The organism is Brevibacillus sp. HB1.2, from assembly GCF_013332495.1.
Classification (GTDB): Bacteria; Bacillota; Bacilli; order Brevibacillales; family Brevibacillaceae; genus Brevibacillus; species Brevibacillus porteri.
Window position 1 is genome coordinate 274,103 of record NZ_JABMIU010000004.1, and the last position, 16,768, is coordinate 290,870.

Below are 16,768 nucleotides of genomic sequence, written 5' to 3' on the forward strand. Positions count from 1 at the left end.
TTATCCCTTGTCAAATTACAGTTCACCTAGTCCTATTTTTCTCACACAAACTGTCTGCTATCGTTATTCCGCCCAAACCGATAGATGGCGATCAAGGCAAAAACCGTAGCGAATGCGAGCAAAATAGCTATGTTCAAATACAAGCTCCCCAGACTGTACCCTTGTTGAAGCTTATTCACCGTATCGAGCAACCAATGCTGGGGCAAGAATGTTGAAATTTTGCGCACGGTGTCCGGCATGATTTCCATGGGAAAGAAGCAGCCAGCCAGGAGGCACGTCGGTACAATGATCAAGTTAGAAATCGCTCCGGCACCTGCTCTACTCTTCGCAAAGGCAACGGTCATCAGAGAAAGTGCGATTGCCCCCAGCGCGAACACGAACAGCGGCAGAATCATTTGACTGTACGAGACGCCTGCATCTATGCCGAAGACGTTTTTCATGACGAGCAAGGTCACAATGATTTGCAGCAGCAAAATAAACATGCTGACGATAATATTCGAGAATACATAGGATCTAGCCGACATCGGCGAAGAAAGCAGTCGCAAAAAGGTGCGATTTTCTTTTTCTTTTAAAATGATCTCCGACATGTTCACCGCTGAAAACATCATAAACATAATGAGGAAACCAATCGATTGATTCGTCATACGCGTCACGTTCGAGGTGTCTGGAAGCTCTACGATATTGAGCTTGTAGCTTTGCTCGTGGTATGCCGTATACAGCTTCGTGAACTTAGCCTCATCCGCTTGTGCCGCTTTTCCAATCGCGGCAAGATTGCCGATATAACTGTGCAGCATGGCCTTCACGTAGGCAGTAACCTGTTCACCTTTTACTGATACCATATTCAAGTGTGCTGGCGCCCCTTTTCGAACACTAGCAGCATACCCTGACTCGAAAACAATTCCGCTATCCAGCTCACCAGAAACGATTTGTTCACGCATCGTTTGTTCATCGATGACTGTGACCTTGATATGATTCAATCTCTCGATAAACCGGATTGTGTCCTGCGTGATCACCTGGTCCCCATCCTGATTGATGATTCCGACATGGATCGTGCCGCTGTCTGCATTGCTGTAAAGGGTTAGAGACAGCAGAACACCTAAGATCGGCAACCCCAAGTAAGTAAACCAGCTTTTTTTACTGCGAAACGTCTCCATCAGGGTTTTCCGAATTAGCCATAGCATCTCACTCATACAAAAGCACCCTCCCGTCTGCGCATCGTGATAACAGAAAAGATGATGAACGCCGTGGCAATGCTCACATTCATCGCAATCGCAAACCATGCACCTCTCGGATTGTCTGTGTAGATGATTTGCATCAGACCTGTATTCGCCCAGTGAAGGGGAGAAACTTTGGCCAAGAGGCTGAAGAGACCAGATGATTGATCAACGGGAAAATAGGCACCGCCTACAAAGGAGGCGACTTGCGTAAAAATATTGTTGATTGCCCGTACTCCTTCCCCTTTGAAAAGAAAGCCAATCCCCAGACCCAGGCTGACTGCAAGCAACACCTCTGTCAAAAGTACGAGGAGAACCATTCCGTAATGGTTACCCCAATCTGCTTGGAACACGAACTTGCTGACTAAGAACACGACGAGTACGAAAAACATATTGACGAACGTACTGCCGATCATTTTTCCGGTAAAAATGGCACCTTTGCTGACAGGTGCTGCCATTAATCGTGTGGACGTTTTGTTCGTTCGCTCCTTGGTGAACAAATAACTCGCAGAAAACATCGAGTAGAGCGCAATCATGGTCGTCATCGCAATCGCGTAATAGTCGATTGCCCCCGGTTTTTTATTTGCATGCAAGGCCGTTTCATGAATAAAATCATCACGCTGTCCGGTACCCTTGACGATTACCGAAGCAGATTCGGGATCTATCTGATAAGCTGCAGATGCGAGCGAGTACCGATCTGCAAAAACAGTTAGCATCCCCGCAAGGATGTTGCTTCCTATCGCATTCTTGCTACTTCCATAAAACTCAATCCCCGTATCACTGACGACTGCGTACCCCGTATAGCGATCCGCGCGAACTTCCTCCTGCCCGTCCATGCCTGAACTTACTGGAGCCGCCTCCACTCCTTTATCACTCCATGCTTTTATAAACGTGTTCCATGCCGTAGACATTTGCGCATTCGTCTCGTTGCTTTTATACAGCAAGCGTATGTCTCCTACGGTCCTCGTATCGTCGAATGCATTGGAAAGGGCGGAACCTAAAATCAGCATCAGGATGATGGGAAGTGCTAGCATAAACATAAACGTTCTCTTTTCGCGAAGGCTGGACTTGATTTCTTTTACAGCGATACTCCATATGTTCATGGCAAAGTCCCTCCTCTAGTCTCGCAAGTTTCGACCGGTTAAGGTCAAGAACACAGTCTCCAGATTCGGTGCTTGCTCTTCAATGGAGCGGATTTCTACCTGGTCCTTGATTAATTGTTGAATGATCCGGTTCAGGTTGTTGATCTCCGTTTTCGATACGATTTTGATCGTATTCTCTTCTTGAAGCACTGCATTCACACCAGGAATCGCCTTAATACCTTCGAGGTTTAATGGTTCATCTGCCCTGACGCCAATCCAAATTTCCTTCGCGTCGGTAATAATCGCTTTTAGCTCCTCCTTCGATCCTTCCGCGATGACTTTTCCATGATCAACGATGGCAATACGGGTGCAGATTTCTTCGACTTCCTCCATGTAATGGCTCGTATAAATGATCGTGCAGCCCATGTCGTTGAGCTTGCGTACCGAATTCAAGATATAATTGCGCGAATGAGGGTCAATCCCGACAGTAGGTTCGTCCATGATGATCAGCTTCGGCCGATGGGCAATGGCGCAAGCGATGTTTAACCGACGCTTCATCCCGCCAGAGAAGTTTTTGGGAAAGCTAGTAGATTTGTCACCGAGACCTACGAATTCAAGCGCCTCTTCCGTCCGTTCGCGAAGCAGTGATCCACGCAGTCCGTACAAGCCAGCAAAAAACCTCACGTTTTCATAGGCAGTCATATCCTCGTAGATGGCGATATCTTGTGGTACGATACCGATGTTCATTTTGGCGAATTTGCTGTGTTTCTCAATGTTTTTTCCCAGCAGGGTAATCTCACCCTTTGTTACGCGCAACAGGGAGGCGATCATGTTGATGGTCGTGCTCTTTCCCGCTCCGTTGGCCCCCAAGAAACCAAAGATTTCTCCTTCACGCACATTCAGAGACATATTGTCGACGGCGACGAACTCACCGAATTTTTTCGTTAGCTGACGAATTTCCAATACATGACTCACATCACTCACTCCCTTCGTGGCTATGTCTGCATTGTAATAAAAAAGGATGCCCCTATGTCAGTGCATAAGTTCATCCCTTGGCACATGAGAATTCTCATGTTGTTTCTCATGATCTTTTTCATTCGTTGCGATAAGGCAGCAGTGTGGTCACGCTAAAGCCTCGCGTACCGTCTACAATCACTGTTCCACCAGCGGAAGCAGCTCTCTCCTCCATCCCGAGAATGCCAAGCCCTTTTACAATCTTTTCTGCGCCGGCGCCATTGTCTGTGACCACTGCTTTTATGAATGTATTCAGCACCCGTACCTCTAGGGAAATCACTGTCGCCTTCGCATATTTGAGTGCATTCGTGACCGCTTCCGTCGCATTTTGCTGGATGATTTTCCACTGAAGCGGTGTAATGACGTCAATGTCCCCGGCAAAAGTAAGCGTGGCTGTCACTGTCTCTCTGGCAGACAGCTCATCGACAAACGACCGGAGTCGATTGATTCCCAGCTCCTCCGGCCGTGGCTTTACTTCCTTGAGTGTCACTCTGATTCGCTCCAGCCCTTCCTTCGATATCGTGATCGCATTGCGGAGCAGCTCGGATGCCTTGTCCTGATCAGTCGCCATCAGCAGTCGCGACGCTTCCATTTGTATCAGCGCACCTGCAACTGCATGTCCCACATCGTCGTGAATTTGTTGAGAAAGGCGATTGCGCTCCTCCAGTTGAATCGTGTAAGTCGACTGGCGGAAGTATTCACTGCTTTCGTTTAAGGAGCGGGTCAAGCTTTGTAAATCCTCTCTCAGCTTTTCCCGTTCAGCTTCTAACCTGCCGAGCTTGTCCGTTAGCCTGCTGCCACACCTATACAGCAAAAAGCTAAGAAAGGCCGTTAATAAATACAAGGGCACCCATTCAGATGGCACCATGAACAAAGGCAACAACATACAGAGAAATACGACCATCCGCTGCTTACCTGCCAAAAAAGCTAGCTCTAAAACGTTGATTGGCAAGAGCAGCATAAACAACGGATCCAGCACAAGTCCACTCGCTATCACGAACATGATGGATAGCCAAACAAACCATTGCTTATGATTCATCTGTTTCAAAATGAGAATAGTAAGATTGATAGCCAGATACAACAAGTACACGAGAGTTTGCCACGGGTCAACTTCAGAAGTGGGATGAGCAAGAAAAGAAGTCACGATGATAAAACCAAGCACCGCTGTCTTATTCGCCATTGTCCATAACGCCATCGGTTGTGACCTCCTTTCAATCAGACATGTTCGTTTCGCCCGTCAAATAATAGATGGCAATCTGCGTACGATGTTCAAGTGCTGTTTTATTCAAGATGGAAGTAATGTAATTCGCAACTGTCCCCTCGGAAATATACAGCTTCTTCGCGATTTCTTTGTTCGATAGTCCCTTGGCGATCTGCTTCATGACATCGAGCTCCCGTTCCGTAAATAAGCTTTGATCGATTTTGCTTTCGGTAGGGTTGGCTGCTTTCGCTTTGGAAGGAGCGGTAGCGGACACGGTATCCGTAGCGTTCTTCCCTGTATTCAGGTTCATTTTGATCTTATCCAGGACGACATCCTGCAGCACATGATGGTTGTTATAGACACTCTTGATAGCATCTCGAATGCGGTTGGGATCATTGTTTTTCAATAAATAACCGCGTGCCCCCGCTTGAATGGCTTCGAGGACAAATTCGTCATCGTCGAATGTGGTCAAAATGAGCGGTTTGACCGTAGTCTCGGCAGTCAGCACACGAGTCGCTTCCACTCCATTCATGTTCGGCATCCGAACGTCCAAGAGCGCGACGTCTACCTCGTTCTGTTTGCAAAACGTCACCGCCTCGACCCCATCCTCCACACTCCCGACTACTTCAAACTCCTCGAAGCTCGTCAGGATGATTTTCATGCCTTCGCGTATAAACGAATTGTCGTCTGCGATCAACACTTTGATTTTCAAAGCAGCTTGCCTCCCGTCGAACAAACCCTCGACCGCATAAAGAGCGGACGCATCTATTTTTCCCAATATTACCACTGTCCCGCTTTGCTTCACAATTGTAGAATCTCGCCCCCAATTGTTTCAACTTTCAGGTCACACATGGAAAAATTAACACTTCGAAAATATATAGACACGAATGAGCTGTGTCAGTATCATAAATTACCTGAGCCCTCATAACCAACATACCTGGGCCAATTTTTTGAATGGAATACTCTATGGAGGGGAATTTGTGGAAACAGCACAACTAAATAAAACGGCTTGGAACACTGGGGCATATCAAGCGTGGCTGAAGCGCTTTGGAACACCTGTTGAGGCAGCGGTCAAAATTAAAGAAGACCCCCAAAAGCGAATCGGTAAAGTCTATGAGCACATGGGGGATATTCGCGGCAAAAAGATTATCAATTTACTCGGTTCAAATGGAAACAAAGCCGTTGCGCTTGCCTTGCTAGGTGCCGACGTGACCATCGCCGATTTCTCTTATGAGAATGAGCAGTACGCCAAAGAACTGGCTGCAGCTGCCGACGTTGACCTGACTTACATCGTTTCCGATGTATTGCAGCTACCTCCAGATGCATTGTCTGGTGAGTATGATCTCGTTTTTATGGAATTCGGTATTCTTCATTACTTTTTGGACTTAACCGAATTATTCCAGGTGGTCAACTCGCTCCTGCGTAAAGGCGGCGTGCTCGTCCTCCAAGATTTCCATCCGGTATCCACAAAACTCATCTCCTCACGCGGAACGACTGCTACTATCCGCAAACATAAAGTAACAGGCGATTATTTCGACACCTCGCTTGAGGAAAAGGACATTGCTCTCTCCAAATTCCTTTCAAACGGGATGAATGACACTGAATCAAAAGTATTGTTACGCAATTGGACATTAGGGGAAATTGTAACGGCCATTGCAAGCAAAGGGCTGTGCCTAAAAACGCTGGAAGAGCTCCCGAACCTTTCCTCGGAAGTTTTTGACAAAGGAATCCCGAAAACCTTCACGATTATCGCCGAGAAATTATAACGAACGTTTGCCATCATCTTACTAAATTCCTACTACCGAACAGAGGAGACTTACCCTCCTCTTTTCTTTCAAGCGATTATAGACTGACGGTCAGTCATATGGTAATCTGTATCCAACCACTTACTGACAATCGAAGGAGGCGCCGATGAAAAGAATCGTAAAAGACCCCACAACACGGCGAGCAGAAATATTGGAAGCCGCCGGGGAGCTATTTCGAAATCAGGGTTATGTCCATACAACCGTGGATGCGATCATTCAAAAGGTGGGCGTAGCGAAAGGAACCTTTTATTACTACTTCAAATCGAAGGAAGAAATCCTCGAAGCATTTGTCCAGTCCATGGTCGATACACTTTGCGAAGAATATAAAAAAATCGCAGATGACTCTACCTTAAGTATCATGGAGAAGGTTCGCCAGATGCTGCGCAGTCAAAGCCAACCCATCGACAAGCAAGCCGAATGGATGGAAAGCTTGCATCGCCCTGAAAACAGAGAGCTTCACGAGCGTCTGAACATCGCCATTATCTTGAAAGTTGCCCCTGTCCTTGCACAAGTCATTGAACAAGGAAATCAAGAAGATGTCTTTCATGTCGAAAATGCCTTGGAGACCGTTCAGTTTCTCCTCGCTGGCTCGCAATTTTTGTTGGAATCAGGCATTTTTCATTGGGAGCACGAGGAGCAGACAAAACGATTACAAGCCATGCAGGTGATTATTGAAAGGTCACTAGGAGCTGCGCCGGGGTCCTTCTCGTTTCTGTGATGGATGAAAAGGAGGAAAGACAATGATCGCTCATGATAAAGCCTTTCGCAGATTCCTGATCATTTGGTCAGGGCAGCTTTTATCAGCTATCGGAAGTGGACTTACCGCTTTTGCCTTGGGTGTCTTTGTTTTTCAACAGACCCAATCTACCACGAGCTATTCGTTCATCATTCTCTGTTCTTTTCTCCCCTCCTTCCTTTTACTTCCCTTTAGCGGGGTGCTGGCAGACAGGTTTGACCGCAAAAAAATGATGATCATTGGCGATATTGGTTCCATAGCTGGTATCTTGTTCATCTTGCTTGTCATGCTGTCCGGGCATATGGAATTATGGCACATCTATTTGGGCGTCGGCATCAGCTCGCTCTCTGCCGCCATCCTAAACCCAGCCTTTAAAGCAGCCGTATCCGATCTGGTTTCGGAAGAGATGTACTCACAGGCTAGCGGGCTCATCCAGCTGGCAAGTTCCGCTCAATATCTTATTTCTCCACTGGTTGCTGGGTTTCTTCTCAGTGCTTTTGATATCCAGCTCGTCTTACTCATTGATATGATGACCTTCCTTCTAGCTGTCGGCGCCGTGCTGATGATTATGAACCACGATGCCACTCCCCAGAAACAGGAAAGACAAAGCTTTTTTCGCGAAATGTCTGAAGCCTTCCGCTATCTCCTTTCAAAGAAAGGGGTTTTCTCGCTAGTTCTGTTAATGTCTGTCGTGTGCTTTTACATCGGACTGATGCAATCGCTTTTTGGGCCTATGATGCTGACATTAACTGATTCCAAGACGCTCGGTATTGCTCTCTCTGCATCTGCATCGGGCATGCTCGTCAGTAGCCTTTTGATCGGTCTTTTCGGTATGAGTAAGAGCAAGGTGATCATGCTGTCCTTCTCCCTCGTACTTGCTGGGTTGTTTTATGCCCTGATGGGTGTGTTCACCTCCGTTTGGCTGATTATGGTTTTTGGCTTCCTCTTTTTCATCACGCTTCCCTTTGTAAACACGAGCCTCGAGGTTCTCATCCGGACGAATGTCGAGAATGAACGGCAAGGCAGAGTATGGTCGATGATCACGGCTATTTCGCAAATCGGGTTCGTACTGGCATTTGGATCGGCAGGATTTTTGGCGGATCATGTATTCAATCCGTTGTTTGATGCAGATCAATTGCTTGGGCAAACGGTCGGGCACATCATCGGAACGGGGCCTGGCAGGGGGATTGGTTTTCTGTTTGTTCTCTCTGGCGTACTTGTGACGCTACTGGGAATCGTAATCGGGCGTGTGAGGAAGATACGGGATTTGGAAGGAATGACACTGAAAGGTAACCACTCGTACAAATAAAAATATTTTCTCAAAACCTATGCAACATATTCATATTTTCCTCCGTCTGGAATGTCGAGTTCATGAGACTTACACCTAGAAGGAGGAAGATTCAAATGAAAAAAGCGATATCTACTTCGTTGGTTGCTATTCTACTCGCAACAAGTGTACCTGCTGCTCTGGCTGCTGACCAGGAGAGCAAAGGAAATGGGAACGGCAAGCCCGAAGTAAAGGCAGAAGCAAAAGATAAATCAAAAGAAACTTCTGTCAAAGAATCTGATACCGATACCGACGATGAGGACTCAACCGAAGCTAGCACAGATACCAACATCAAAGACGTAAAATTGAAAAAACAGCTGATCGAGCTTCGCCAAGAGCTCAAGCATACGGCTGAAATCACGGAAGATCAAAAAGCGAAATACGAGCAGCTGGTAGCTGAACTAGAAAAAACCACTGACAAACAGGGAGCTTTGGACGTACAGCTTGAGCTTCTTCAGCGCACGTACCAAAAAGGAGATCACACACCATTCAAAAAGCTTGGAGAACTCCTTGAGAATACTGGCTCGACAGAAGTGAAAGCATTCGTAGATGGAAAACAAGTACAAGCGGATGTGGCTCCGTATGTACAAGGTGGAAGAGCTTTGGTGCCTGTGCGTGCCATCAGCTCCGCATTGAAAGCGGAAGTGAACTGGAAGCCAGAGACTCGTACCGTCGAAATTACGCGTGGCGAAAAATCTATCACGCTGTACCTCGATAAAAAAGAAGCAACTGTAGACGGGAAATCCATTTCTTTGGACACTGCACCTGTACTGAAAAATGGACGTGTATTCCTGCCTCTGCGCTTCATCAGTGAACAACTGAACGCGGAAGTAAAATGGCAAGAAGAAGGCAAAATCGTTATCATTGACGACATTCAAGCCTCTAAAGAATCCGACCAAGGTACAGACTCCAGCGATACATCTGCAAAGTAATACAGACTACAAGCCCTCACATAGCTGAGGGCTTTTTACCTTTCGTCTACCCTGGCTCATATGGCCTAGAAAAAAAGATAGTGGTTCTCATTAGCTCTCTTAGCTATGGGATCTGCTATCTTTTTTGCGTTTTACCATCACTTTTGCCCAAGACTTTGTGGGTGGATAGCGGCATTCGCCACTTTTCCGCGTCTGAAAACAAGCTTATTTCCCCTATAGTTCGTCCAGTCATGTCCAAGCGGCATTCATAAAATATTATATGAACGCTAAGGAGGTGGATGTATGTCTTGTGGTTGTAATGATCGAGAAAAAAAACACGAGATTGAAAAAGATTGTGACACAGACATAGAAAGGGATTTCGATAGAGACGTGGACGAAGATTTTGACAGTGACCATGATCGTTGTGGCTGTGGTTGTCGCCGCCGTCGTCGTCGTCGTCGCTGCCGTTTTTGTTCCTTCTTCCGTCGCCGTCGTCGCCGCTGTCGTTTCTGTTTCTTCCGTTGTCGCCGTCACCGCCGTTGTTAGTAGTGTCCTTCTAATAATGAAGAAACGTCCGAATCATTTGACTCGGACGTTTTGCTTTTGCTACGCTCCAAACCTCTGGCGGTACCCACATCTTCTGCATAATTCCTCGACAGCTTCTCTGCGAGAAAATCCTTCTACCAGATCATTGGCCCGCTCGCCATCCACAATATCAGTGAAAGAGGTCTGATTGATATTCCCTAGATTAATAACCCCTTCTCCATCGAGACAGCAAGGCACAACCGTTCCATTCTCGAGAATCGCCGCCTGTGTGCGCAGACCATGGCAAAAGCCTTTTCCATCATCCTCAGGCGCTGTCAGACTCGGCCACTGGAATTCGTAATCTTGGTTCAAATAAACGCGGTCATCGATTTTTACCCCGCTGCCCGGCATTACTTTTTCTTCAATTCGATAGTCCAGCCCAAATTCTTTTTCAATCACTTCAAGCGTCTGGCGGTTTCTACTCTTTTGAATGTTCGTGGCGTTATCCTGCGTCAAGTTCCACAGACGGAAAGAAAAAATCACTTGATGCTCCTGAGCTTCCCGAACAAAGGAAAGAATCTCGCGCAAATACCCTTCGCGGTCGGTTGAGCCGATATGTCCGTCAAAGCTGTGAAGCGAGAAGTTCATTTGCCGGAGCGCAGGCTTGCCCAGCAATTTATGCCGATTTTTCGCGATCAGCGTACCATTTGTGGTGATATTGACCTTGAAGCCTTTCTCATGACTGATATCGAGCAGCTCATCAATTTTGGGATGCAGAAGCGGTTCCCCTTTGACGTGCAAATAAATGTAATCGGTGTGCGGTTTGATCTCATCCAGCCTTTTCGCAAAGTCTTCTACTTTAATAAAACTTTTACTGCGCTCTGTTGGCGGACAAAAGGTACAGGCGAGATTACAAACACTGGTGATTTCTATATAGACTTTCTTAAATGTTTTCAAGATGTTTTCCCCATTCCAGATGCCTATGATTGATCATACCCATCATAGTAACATAGGAGGGCTTTTACGGGTAACGGTGTATTCTGGTGAATGGGCAACATTCATCCCTTTCCTTTTTCATAGTCCTCTTTTAGCATTCCATAAATCTCTACATCCACGATTCCTTTTCCCGACCATAGCGTTGCTTGTCTGAGTGTTCCTTCTTTCATAAAGCCACTCTTCATCAATACTTTCTTGGAGTTCTCATTCGGAGGCATCACTTCTGCCTGTATTCGGTTGACGTTGACATCCCTGAACAAAAAGTGGAGCAATATGTTTACTGCTTCCGTCGCAATCCCTTTTCCCCAATGCGCTTCGGACAAGAAGTAGCCAATCGTCACCATGTTTACCTTTTGATGAAAGTCGAAAGCTTCCATAATGCCAAGCAAGTAATCGGGGTTATCATTGGCGAAAATCCCCCATTTGATCCTCGATTTTTTCAAATAGTCTCTCTCAAAATGCCCGATCATGTTTTTCACTGTCGCTTTATTATGCTTGGGGATAATGCCGCAGTAGGCAAATACATGATCATTGCTGTAGATTTCAAATACTTCGTCCAAATGTTGCTCTTCGATTTTCTTCAAGGTGAAACGATCTGATTTTAAAATGGGAAACTGGTTAAAAAGTACGTCAACGTTCATGATTTCAGCTCCATCTTTTGAGATTACCTAACTTCTTAATTTTTCCAACATGACTCTTTTTCCTCCTTATCCACCCCATAGAAAAAAGGTATGGAAGCTTGCCTCCATACCTGCATCAAAAAGCGAGTAGTACTACTAATTCATCTAAATGAGCATCCCCGCAATCGCTGCGCTCAACAGATTCGCCAAGGTTGCCGCAACTACTGCACGTAAGCCCATCTCCGCAAGGTCTGATCTTCTTGACGGAGCAAAGCCGCCCAAGCCCCCAATGACCATAGCCAGCGCAGCCAAATTGGCAAAGCCGCAAAGGGCGAAGCTGATGATCACAACGCTTTTTTGCGACAAATTTGCGATCTCAGGTGCAAAAGCCGTGTACGCGACAAATTCGTTGAGGACAATCTTTTGCCCGATGAACGAACCAGCTTTTAGCGCTTCCTCCCATGGAACCCCGATCATAAAGGCAATCGGCGCGAACAGGTAGCCTAAAATATGCTCAAGCGTCAACGCTTCTATTCCCACTAACCCGCCAAGCCAGCCAATAATCGAGTTCAGCAAGAAAATCAACGAAATAAATGCGAGCAACAACGCACCGACACCAGCAGCTACTTTTAGCCCGTCTGAAGCTCCACGAGCTGCCGCGTCAATGACGTTTCTGGACTCCGTATCTTTCATTACTTCCACATGTTCCACTCTGTGTGGCTGTTCTGTCTCCGGCATCATCATTTTCGCAAGCAACAGACCACCCGGCGCTCCCATGAATGCTGCGGCCAGCAAATACTCAATCGGAACTCCAAGCATCGCATAGCCACCGATAACCGAACCCGAAACGCACGCCAGTCCACCTGTCATGACAGCAAACAGCTCGGACTTGGTCATTTTCTCAATATAAGGCCTTACGACAAGTGGCGCCTCAATCGGACCCAAGAAAATATTTGCAGAGGCTGACATGGATTCGGTCTCGCTCGTTTTGAGCACACGAGACAAAAATCCACCGATGATTTTCGTCGCCCACTGCATGATTCCGAGATAATACAGAACCGAAATCAAGGAAGAGAAGAAGATAATGATTGGCAATACTTGCAGGGCAAACGTAAAGCCTGCGTTCTGTGCACCGAGTATCCCGCCAAACAAGAACTGAATTCCGGCATTCGTCGAATCAATCATGCTTTGAACAATCGACGCCAAGTACTCCAGAAGCTTTTTCCCAAAATCCCATTTCAGTACGATCAAAGCAAAAATAAACTGAATCGAAAACGCACCAATGACCGTTCTCGGATTGATCGCTCTCCGATTTTTCGAAAACGCAAAGGCTATCAAAAAAATTCCAAGGATGCCGAGAACTCCCCAAATGTATTGCATGAACATATCCTTTCCTTATCGCCAGCTGTGTCGATATCTAAGATGATTTGCTTTGTTCTAGTTCGCTTTTTTCGCTAATTCTGTTATGTAATCAAAGAATGCATCACGATTTACGTCATACACCACATGTACAGGGCGTCCATCAGCCGTCTCAACAGTTCGGCCTTGGCTTGCCCCTTCTGTAATCACGATGCTGTTAACCGTTTGTACCTTTACAAGATCACTATTGCCAACAAACGCTGTCGTTAATACATCCCACAGGTAGTAAGTCGAGTTGGTCGAGAAATGGACAAGCGGCGGTACCATTGCATAGCATTGACCCAAGAAATCCACACCGATATACTTGCGTGCTTTTGCCCAGCGCTCACGAACATCCAGTGTCAGTGGGACTTGGTTCGTGCTCTCCAGTGCGACCAATTCAATCTCCATTCCGCTTTCCCATACGCGAGCAGCCGCTTCCGGGTCCCAGAATACGTTCCACTCTGCGGTTCCATCGTGCTCAGGCTCATGCACGTTTCCTTCTTCACGGAATGTTCCGCCCATCCACACCAGACGCTCTACTTTTTCTTCGATGGTCGGATCGATATCCAATGCACGCGCAAGGTCAGTCAAAGGACCAGTAAACAACAAAGTCGTTTTTCCTTCCGTAGCACGCAGCGTTTCAATAATATGAAGATGCGCAGGCTTGTCCGCTACTGGCGTAATCACTTCTCCTGATTCATTGAGCAAGGGCAGTGCGTCTACATAAAAGGCATGCATGCGCCAGTCCTTTGGAAAAGGATTTTTCCCGCGGGAATTGGACTCTGCTACATCCAGACCGCCTTTACCGAAACGATCAATGATTTTCCGGCTGGCAAACATCGCTGGTTCCAAGTAGCAATCCGCTGGAATGACGGATACCCCCGTCAGATTCACATTGTCCATTTGGAGCAGCAAAAATAAAGAAATTAAATCATCAACGCCGCCATCATGGTTAAAGTAAATGTTTTTCTTCATCATTATTATCTCCAATCTCATACATGAACTTGTAAGAAGTACAATGAAACCACTATTATTTGGAACCCTTCAAAAAATAATACTAAAGTTTCACTAAAAAATATATAACCATTATGAACAACACAACTGAAGAACGAAAAAGAGACTATCCTCCAGTAAAAAATCTACTTTCGCGATAGCCTCTCTATCACTTTATTTGTTTAACAGATGGAAAACTTGCTCTACGTCTTTGTCACCTCGTCCTGAAAGGTTAACAATCAGGATCTGCTCTGGTGAAAGAGTGGGGGCCAACTGCAAGGCATAGGCAATGGCATGTGCGCTTTCCAAGGCGGGAATGATCCCTTCTGTTCTGGACAGTTCTTGAAAAGCCGCCAACACTTCTTCATTCGTCACCGTATAATAATCCGCTCGTCCACTGACTTTTAGCTGGCTGTGCTCTGGACCAATTCCAGGATAGTCCAATCCAGCCGCAATCGAATACGTTTTTTGCGGCTCTCCATTTTCATCCAGCAATACGAGGCATTTAAAACCGTGAATGACAGCTGGAACCCCTTGGGTCAAGGTAGGTGCCTGATCAGGCTCCACACCAATCAGACGTACGGATGGTTCCTCAATATAATGGGCAAAAGCCCCAATCGCATTGCTGCCACCGCCAACAGCAGCGATGACCGCATCTGGCAACCGACCTTCTTTTTCTAAGATTTGTCGCTTGGATTCTTCACTGATAATCGCTTGAAAATACTTTACCATCGTGGGGAACGGATGCGGACCAACCGCAGATCCCAATAGATAGAACGTGCTCTGATAGTTTTCAACCAAATCATTCAGCGCTTCATCAACCGCATCCTTCAATCTTCCTTGCCCTTTGGACACCGCTACCACTTTTGCCCCTAAAAGCTCCATCCGAAACACATTTAACGCCTGTCTTTTCGTATCCTCCGCTCCCATATAGATCACGCAATCCATGCCAAACATCGCGCAAACAGTCGCGGTAGCAACTCCATGCTGTCCTGCACCTGTCTCGGCAATAATACGCTGGGCACCCATTCGTTTTGCCAGAAGGATTTGCCCAATGACATTATTGATCTTGTGGGCACCCGTATGGTTTAAATCTTCCCGCTTTAGATAAATTTTGGCACCGCCGAGTTTTGCAGTTAAATGGCGAGCAAACGTCAACGGATTTTCCCGACCGATATATTCTTTCAGATAATACTTGTACTCTTCGATAAATTCCTCGTCATCTTTATACCTTTCAAATTGTTCAGCCAAATAGTCCAATACTTCCTGCAATTGTGGAGGTACAAAGCTTCCTCCGAACTCACCGAAATATCCCTTCTTTGTCTGTTCTGTCAATGACATGCTCATCTCTCCTCAGCTATAACTAGTCCTCAATCCTTCCTTGCATTTTATAAGATCAAAAGAGCGTGTGTCAATTTAGTTTTATGATTATTCAGAATTCATTTGTTTGTTGGTATTTTTTACAAAACCATCATTTTAGCTTCATATTTCCCCAATATAGATAGGGTAGTCTAACAAAAGTGATTCATTACGTCGTTTTTTCATTCGGAGGGATATGATGAAGATTCTTTTTCAAAAGAAAAGCTTGCTAGTCGCAACAATTGCGGCTCTTTCCTTGATCGGCACACAAGGAGCAGGTGCAACTCAAAATGTAACGGGAGCACCAGTAGTAGCAGAAATACATGAATGGAAAAATCCTCCTGCTCTCACTGAAGGTATTAAAGAAGGCGGCTTCTCTGGTCTCGTGCATCTTCCTAACGATCCCCCTTCTATTTTTTATACACTGGCTGACCGTGGACCAAATGGGCAATACGGCAAGGACGAGCTGCGTACGTTCCCTGACCAAAACTACACACCACGCATGTACAAAATAAAAGTAGAAAACGGGAACATTCACGTTTTGGAAACCATCAAGCTGCGTTTGCCACAGGGCAAGATCAACCCTTTTACGAAAACGACTTATATTAGTGGATTGCCGAACCTCGCTGGCCCTGATGAAGTTCCTTACGATGTAACGGGAACTAAAAAGCTTAGTTACGATCCAGACGGTTTGGATTTGGAAGGCATCGCTTACAACCCGATCGACGATACTTTTTGGTTATCCGACGAATATCGCCCATCCATCATTCAAGTAAAGCGTGACGGCACAATCCTGGGCCGCTATGTACCAAAGGGTACCAAAGAAGCCTTACTTGCAGCAGGTGCACAGATGGAGATATTTGATACGCTGCCAGCCGTCTATTCCAAACGCATTGCAAACCGTGGCTTCGAAGGTGTCACGATCTCGCCAGATGGTAAGTTCTTGTATACTTCGATCCAAAGTCCGATGGCACTCCCTGATAAAAAGACAGGCGAAGCTTCCCGTAATTTGCGCATTTTAAAGATGGATCTCGCCACCAAAAAAGTCGTAGGCGAGTACATGTACATCGCAGAAAACGCGAAAGACTTCGTGAAAGTGAAACAAAAAGACGTCGTCATCAGCGACTTGGCCGCACTCAGTCAGGATGTTTTACTCATTGACGAGCGAGACAAAAATGCCGGTGCAAACGCACAGCTTAAGCGTATTTACAAGGCTGATTTTTCGAAAGCAACCAATTTACTCGGTACGTCAACAAGCGAGCATGACTTCGAAAAACTCACCGTTGCCCAAGTGAAAGAGAAAGGAATTGTGCCGATTTCCAAGGAATTGCTGGTGGATGTAGCCAAGCTGAATTATCCGCATGAAAAGCTGGAAGGATTAGCGATTGTGGATAAAAATACAATTGCCATAGTGAATGACAATGATTTCGGCGTAGATGGCTATGATGAGAAGGGTAAGATTAAAATTAATAGCAATCCGACGCAGATGTATGTGATTAAAGTAGGTAAGGATTTGAAATAAGTAGCAAAAGCCTCGTGAGTGATACATATCCGCGAGGCTTTTCCTTAGTTAATGTATTTTCA

16 protein-coding genes are annotated in these 16,768 nt (G+C 46.1%); 5 read left to right on the forward strand and 11 right to left on the reverse strand.

What is annotated here, in order from left to right; translation table 11 throughout:
- Nucleotides 1–41 precede the first annotated feature (41 nt).
- From HPY28_RS12825 to HPY28_RS12845, 5 genes are all read right to left on the reverse strand, one after another.
- A complete protein-coding gene (locus HPY28_RS12825; protein WP_174230679.1) occupies nt 42–1,190 on the reverse strand; it encodes an ABC transporter permease in 1,149 nt (382 codons plus the stop codon).
- Nucleotides 1,187–2,317 carry an ABC transporter permease gene (locus HPY28_RS12830; RefSeq protein ID WP_174230680.1) on the reverse strand — a complete coding sequence of 377 codons (1,131 nt, stop codon included), beginning with the start codon at nt 2,315–2,317 and terminating at the stop codon, nt 1,187–1,189. The genes HPY28_RS12825 and HPY28_RS12830 overlap by 4 nt, the downstream gene beginning before the upstream one ends.
- A gap of 15 nt (nt 2,318–2,332) precedes the next feature.
- The gene (locus tag HPY28_RS12835) at nt 2,333–3,271 is read right to left on the reverse strand and encodes an ABC transporter ATP-binding protein (protein ID WP_173622658.1); all 939 of its coding nucleotides are present in this window, start codon (nt 3,269–3,271) and stop codon (nt 2,333–2,335) included.
- Between the two features lie 118 nt (nt 3,272–3,389).
- Nucleotides 3,390–4,505 (reverse strand): sensor histidine kinase, encoded by a 1,116-nt coding sequence (locus HPY28_RS12840; protein ID WP_174224999.1) that lies wholly within the window; start codon nt 4,503–4,505, stop codon nt 3,390–3,392.
- Nucleotides 4,506–4,521: 16 nt separating this feature from the next.
- Nucleotides 4,522–5,223, reverse strand: coding sequence for a response regulator transcription factor (locus HPY28_RS12845; protein WP_017249877.1), 702 nt, complete (start codon nt 5,221–5,223; stop codon nt 4,522–4,524).
- A 268-nt stretch (nt 5,224–5,491) separates the two neighbouring features.
- Between HPY28_RS12845 and HPY28_RS12850 the strand changes: the two genes are divergently transcribed.
- The 4 genes from HPY28_RS12850 (at nt 5,492) to HPY28_RS12865 (ending at nt 9,311) form a co-directional block, all read left to right on the forward strand.
- Nucleotides 5,492–6,277: a class I SAM-dependent methyltransferase gene (locus HPY28_RS12850; protein WP_174230681.1), complete on the forward strand. Its 786-nt coding sequence runs from the start codon at nt 5,492–5,494 to the stop codon at nt 6,275–6,277.
- 145 nt (nt 6,278–6,422) lie between these two features.
- Complete coding sequence (locus HPY28_RS12855) at nt 6,423–7,034, forward strand: TetR/AcrR family transcriptional regulator (RefSeq protein ID WP_173622656.1); 612 nt, start codon at nt 6,423–6,425, stop codon at nt 7,032–7,034.
- A gap of 22 nt (nt 7,035–7,056) precedes the next feature.
- A complete protein-coding gene (locus tag HPY28_RS12860) occupies nt 7,057–8,361 on the forward strand; it encodes an MFS transporter (protein ID WP_174230682.1) in 1,305 nt (434 codons plus the stop codon).
- Nucleotides 8,362–8,456: 95 nt separating this feature from the next.
- Complete coding sequence (locus HPY28_RS12865) at nt 8,457–9,311, forward strand: copper amine oxidase N-terminal domain-containing protein (protein WP_174230683.1); 855 nt, start codon at nt 8,457–8,459, stop codon at nt 9,309–9,311.
- Between the two features lie 255 nt (nt 9,312–9,566).
- On the opposite strand, the gene HPY28_RS30455 is transcribed toward HPY28_RS12865, so the two are convergent.
- From HPY28_RS30455 to trpB, 6 genes are all read right to left on the reverse strand, one after another.
- The gene (locus HPY28_RS30455) at nt 9,567–9,824 is read right to left on the reverse strand and encodes a hypothetical protein (protein ID WP_254613110.1); all 258 of its coding nucleotides are present in this window, start codon (nt 9,822–9,824) and stop codon (nt 9,567–9,569) included.
- 72 nt (nt 9,825–9,896) lie between these two features.
- A complete protein-coding gene (locus HPY28_RS12875; RefSeq protein WP_174230684.1) occupies nt 9,897–10,772 on the reverse strand; it encodes a radical SAM/SPASM domain-containing protein in 876 nt (291 codons plus the stop codon).
- A gap of 101 nt (nt 10,773–10,873) precedes the next feature.
- Nucleotides 10,874–11,452: a GNAT family N-acetyltransferase gene (locus tag HPY28_RS12880; protein WP_174230685.1), complete on the reverse strand. Its 579-nt coding sequence runs from the start codon at nt 11,450–11,452 to the stop codon at nt 10,874–10,876.
- Nucleotides 11,453–11,596: 144 nt separating this feature from the next.
- On the reverse strand, nt 11,597–12,811 hold the full coding sequence (locus HPY28_RS12885; protein WP_174224994.1) for a NupC/NupG family nucleoside CNT transporter: 1,215 nt from the start codon (nt 12,809–12,811) through the stop codon (nt 11,597–11,599).
- A 57-nt stretch (nt 12,812–12,868) separates the two neighbouring features.
- Nucleotides 12,869–13,807, reverse strand: coding sequence for a nucleoside hydrolase (locus HPY28_RS12890; protein ID WP_017249866.1), 939 nt, complete (start codon nt 13,805–13,807; stop codon nt 12,869–12,871).
- A gap of 192 nt (nt 13,808–13,999) precedes the next feature.
- Complete coding sequence (gene trpB, locus HPY28_RS12895; RefSeq protein WP_017249865.1) at nt 14,000–15,166, reverse strand: tryptophan synthase subunit beta; 1,167 nt, start codon at nt 15,164–15,166, stop codon at nt 14,000–14,002.
- A 214-nt stretch (nt 15,167–15,380) separates the two neighbouring features.
- Between trpB and HPY28_RS12900 the strand changes: the two genes are divergently transcribed.
- Nucleotides 15,381–16,706 (forward strand): esterase-like activity of phytase family protein, encoded by a 1,326-nt coding sequence (locus HPY28_RS12900; RefSeq protein WP_254613111.1) that lies wholly within the window; start codon nt 15,381–15,383, stop codon nt 16,704–16,706.
- Nucleotides 16,707–16,768 lie beyond the last annotated feature (62 nt).

What these genes read in the sequence shown, in the direction of transcription:
- HPY28_RS12860 (WP_174230682.1), top strand. Translation starts at nt 7,057, where the DNA reads ATGATCGCTCATGATAAAGCCTTTCGCAGATTCCTGATCATTTGGTCA.
- HPY28_RS12840 (WP_174224999.1), bottom strand. Translation starts at nt 4,505, where the DNA reads ATGGCGTTATGGACAATGGCGAATAAGACAGCGGTGCTTGGTTTTATC.
- HPY28_RS12825 (WP_174230679.1), bottom strand. Translation starts at nt 1,190, where the DNA reads ATGAGTGAGATGCTATGGCTAATTCGGAAAACCCTGATGGAGACGTTT.
- trpB (WP_017249865.1), bottom strand. Translation starts at nt 15,166, where the DNA reads ATGTCATTGACAGAACAGACAAAGAAGGGATATTTCGGTGAGTTCGGA.
- HPY28_RS12830 (WP_174230680.1), bottom strand. Translation starts at nt 2,317, where the DNA reads ATGAACATATGGAGTATCGCTGTAAAAGAAATCAAGTCCAGCCTTCGC.
- HPY28_RS12855 (WP_173622656.1), top strand. Translation starts at nt 6,423, where the DNA reads ATGAAAAGAATCGTAAAAGACCCCACAACACGGCGAGCAGAAATATTG.
- HPY28_RS12900 (WP_254613111.1), top strand. Translation starts at nt 15,381, where the DNA reads ATGATGAAGATTCTTTTTCAAAAGAAAAGCTTGCTAGTCGCAACAATT.
- HPY28_RS12885 (WP_174224994.1), bottom strand. Translation starts at nt 12,811, where the DNA reads ATGCAATACATTTGGGGAGTTCTCGGCATCCTTGGAATTTTTTTGATA.
- HPY28_RS12880 (WP_174230685.1), bottom strand. Translation starts at nt 11,452, where the DNA reads ATGAACGTTGACGTACTTTTTAACCAGTTTCCCATTTTAAAATCAGAT.
- HPY28_RS12890 (WP_017249866.1), bottom strand. Translation starts at nt 13,807, where the DNA reads ATGAAGAAAAACATTTACTTTAACCATGATGGCGGCGTTGATGATTTA.
- HPY28_RS12865 (WP_174230683.1), top strand. Translation starts at nt 8,457, where the DNA reads ATGAAAAAAGCGATATCTACTTCGTTGGTTGCTATTCTACTCGCAACA.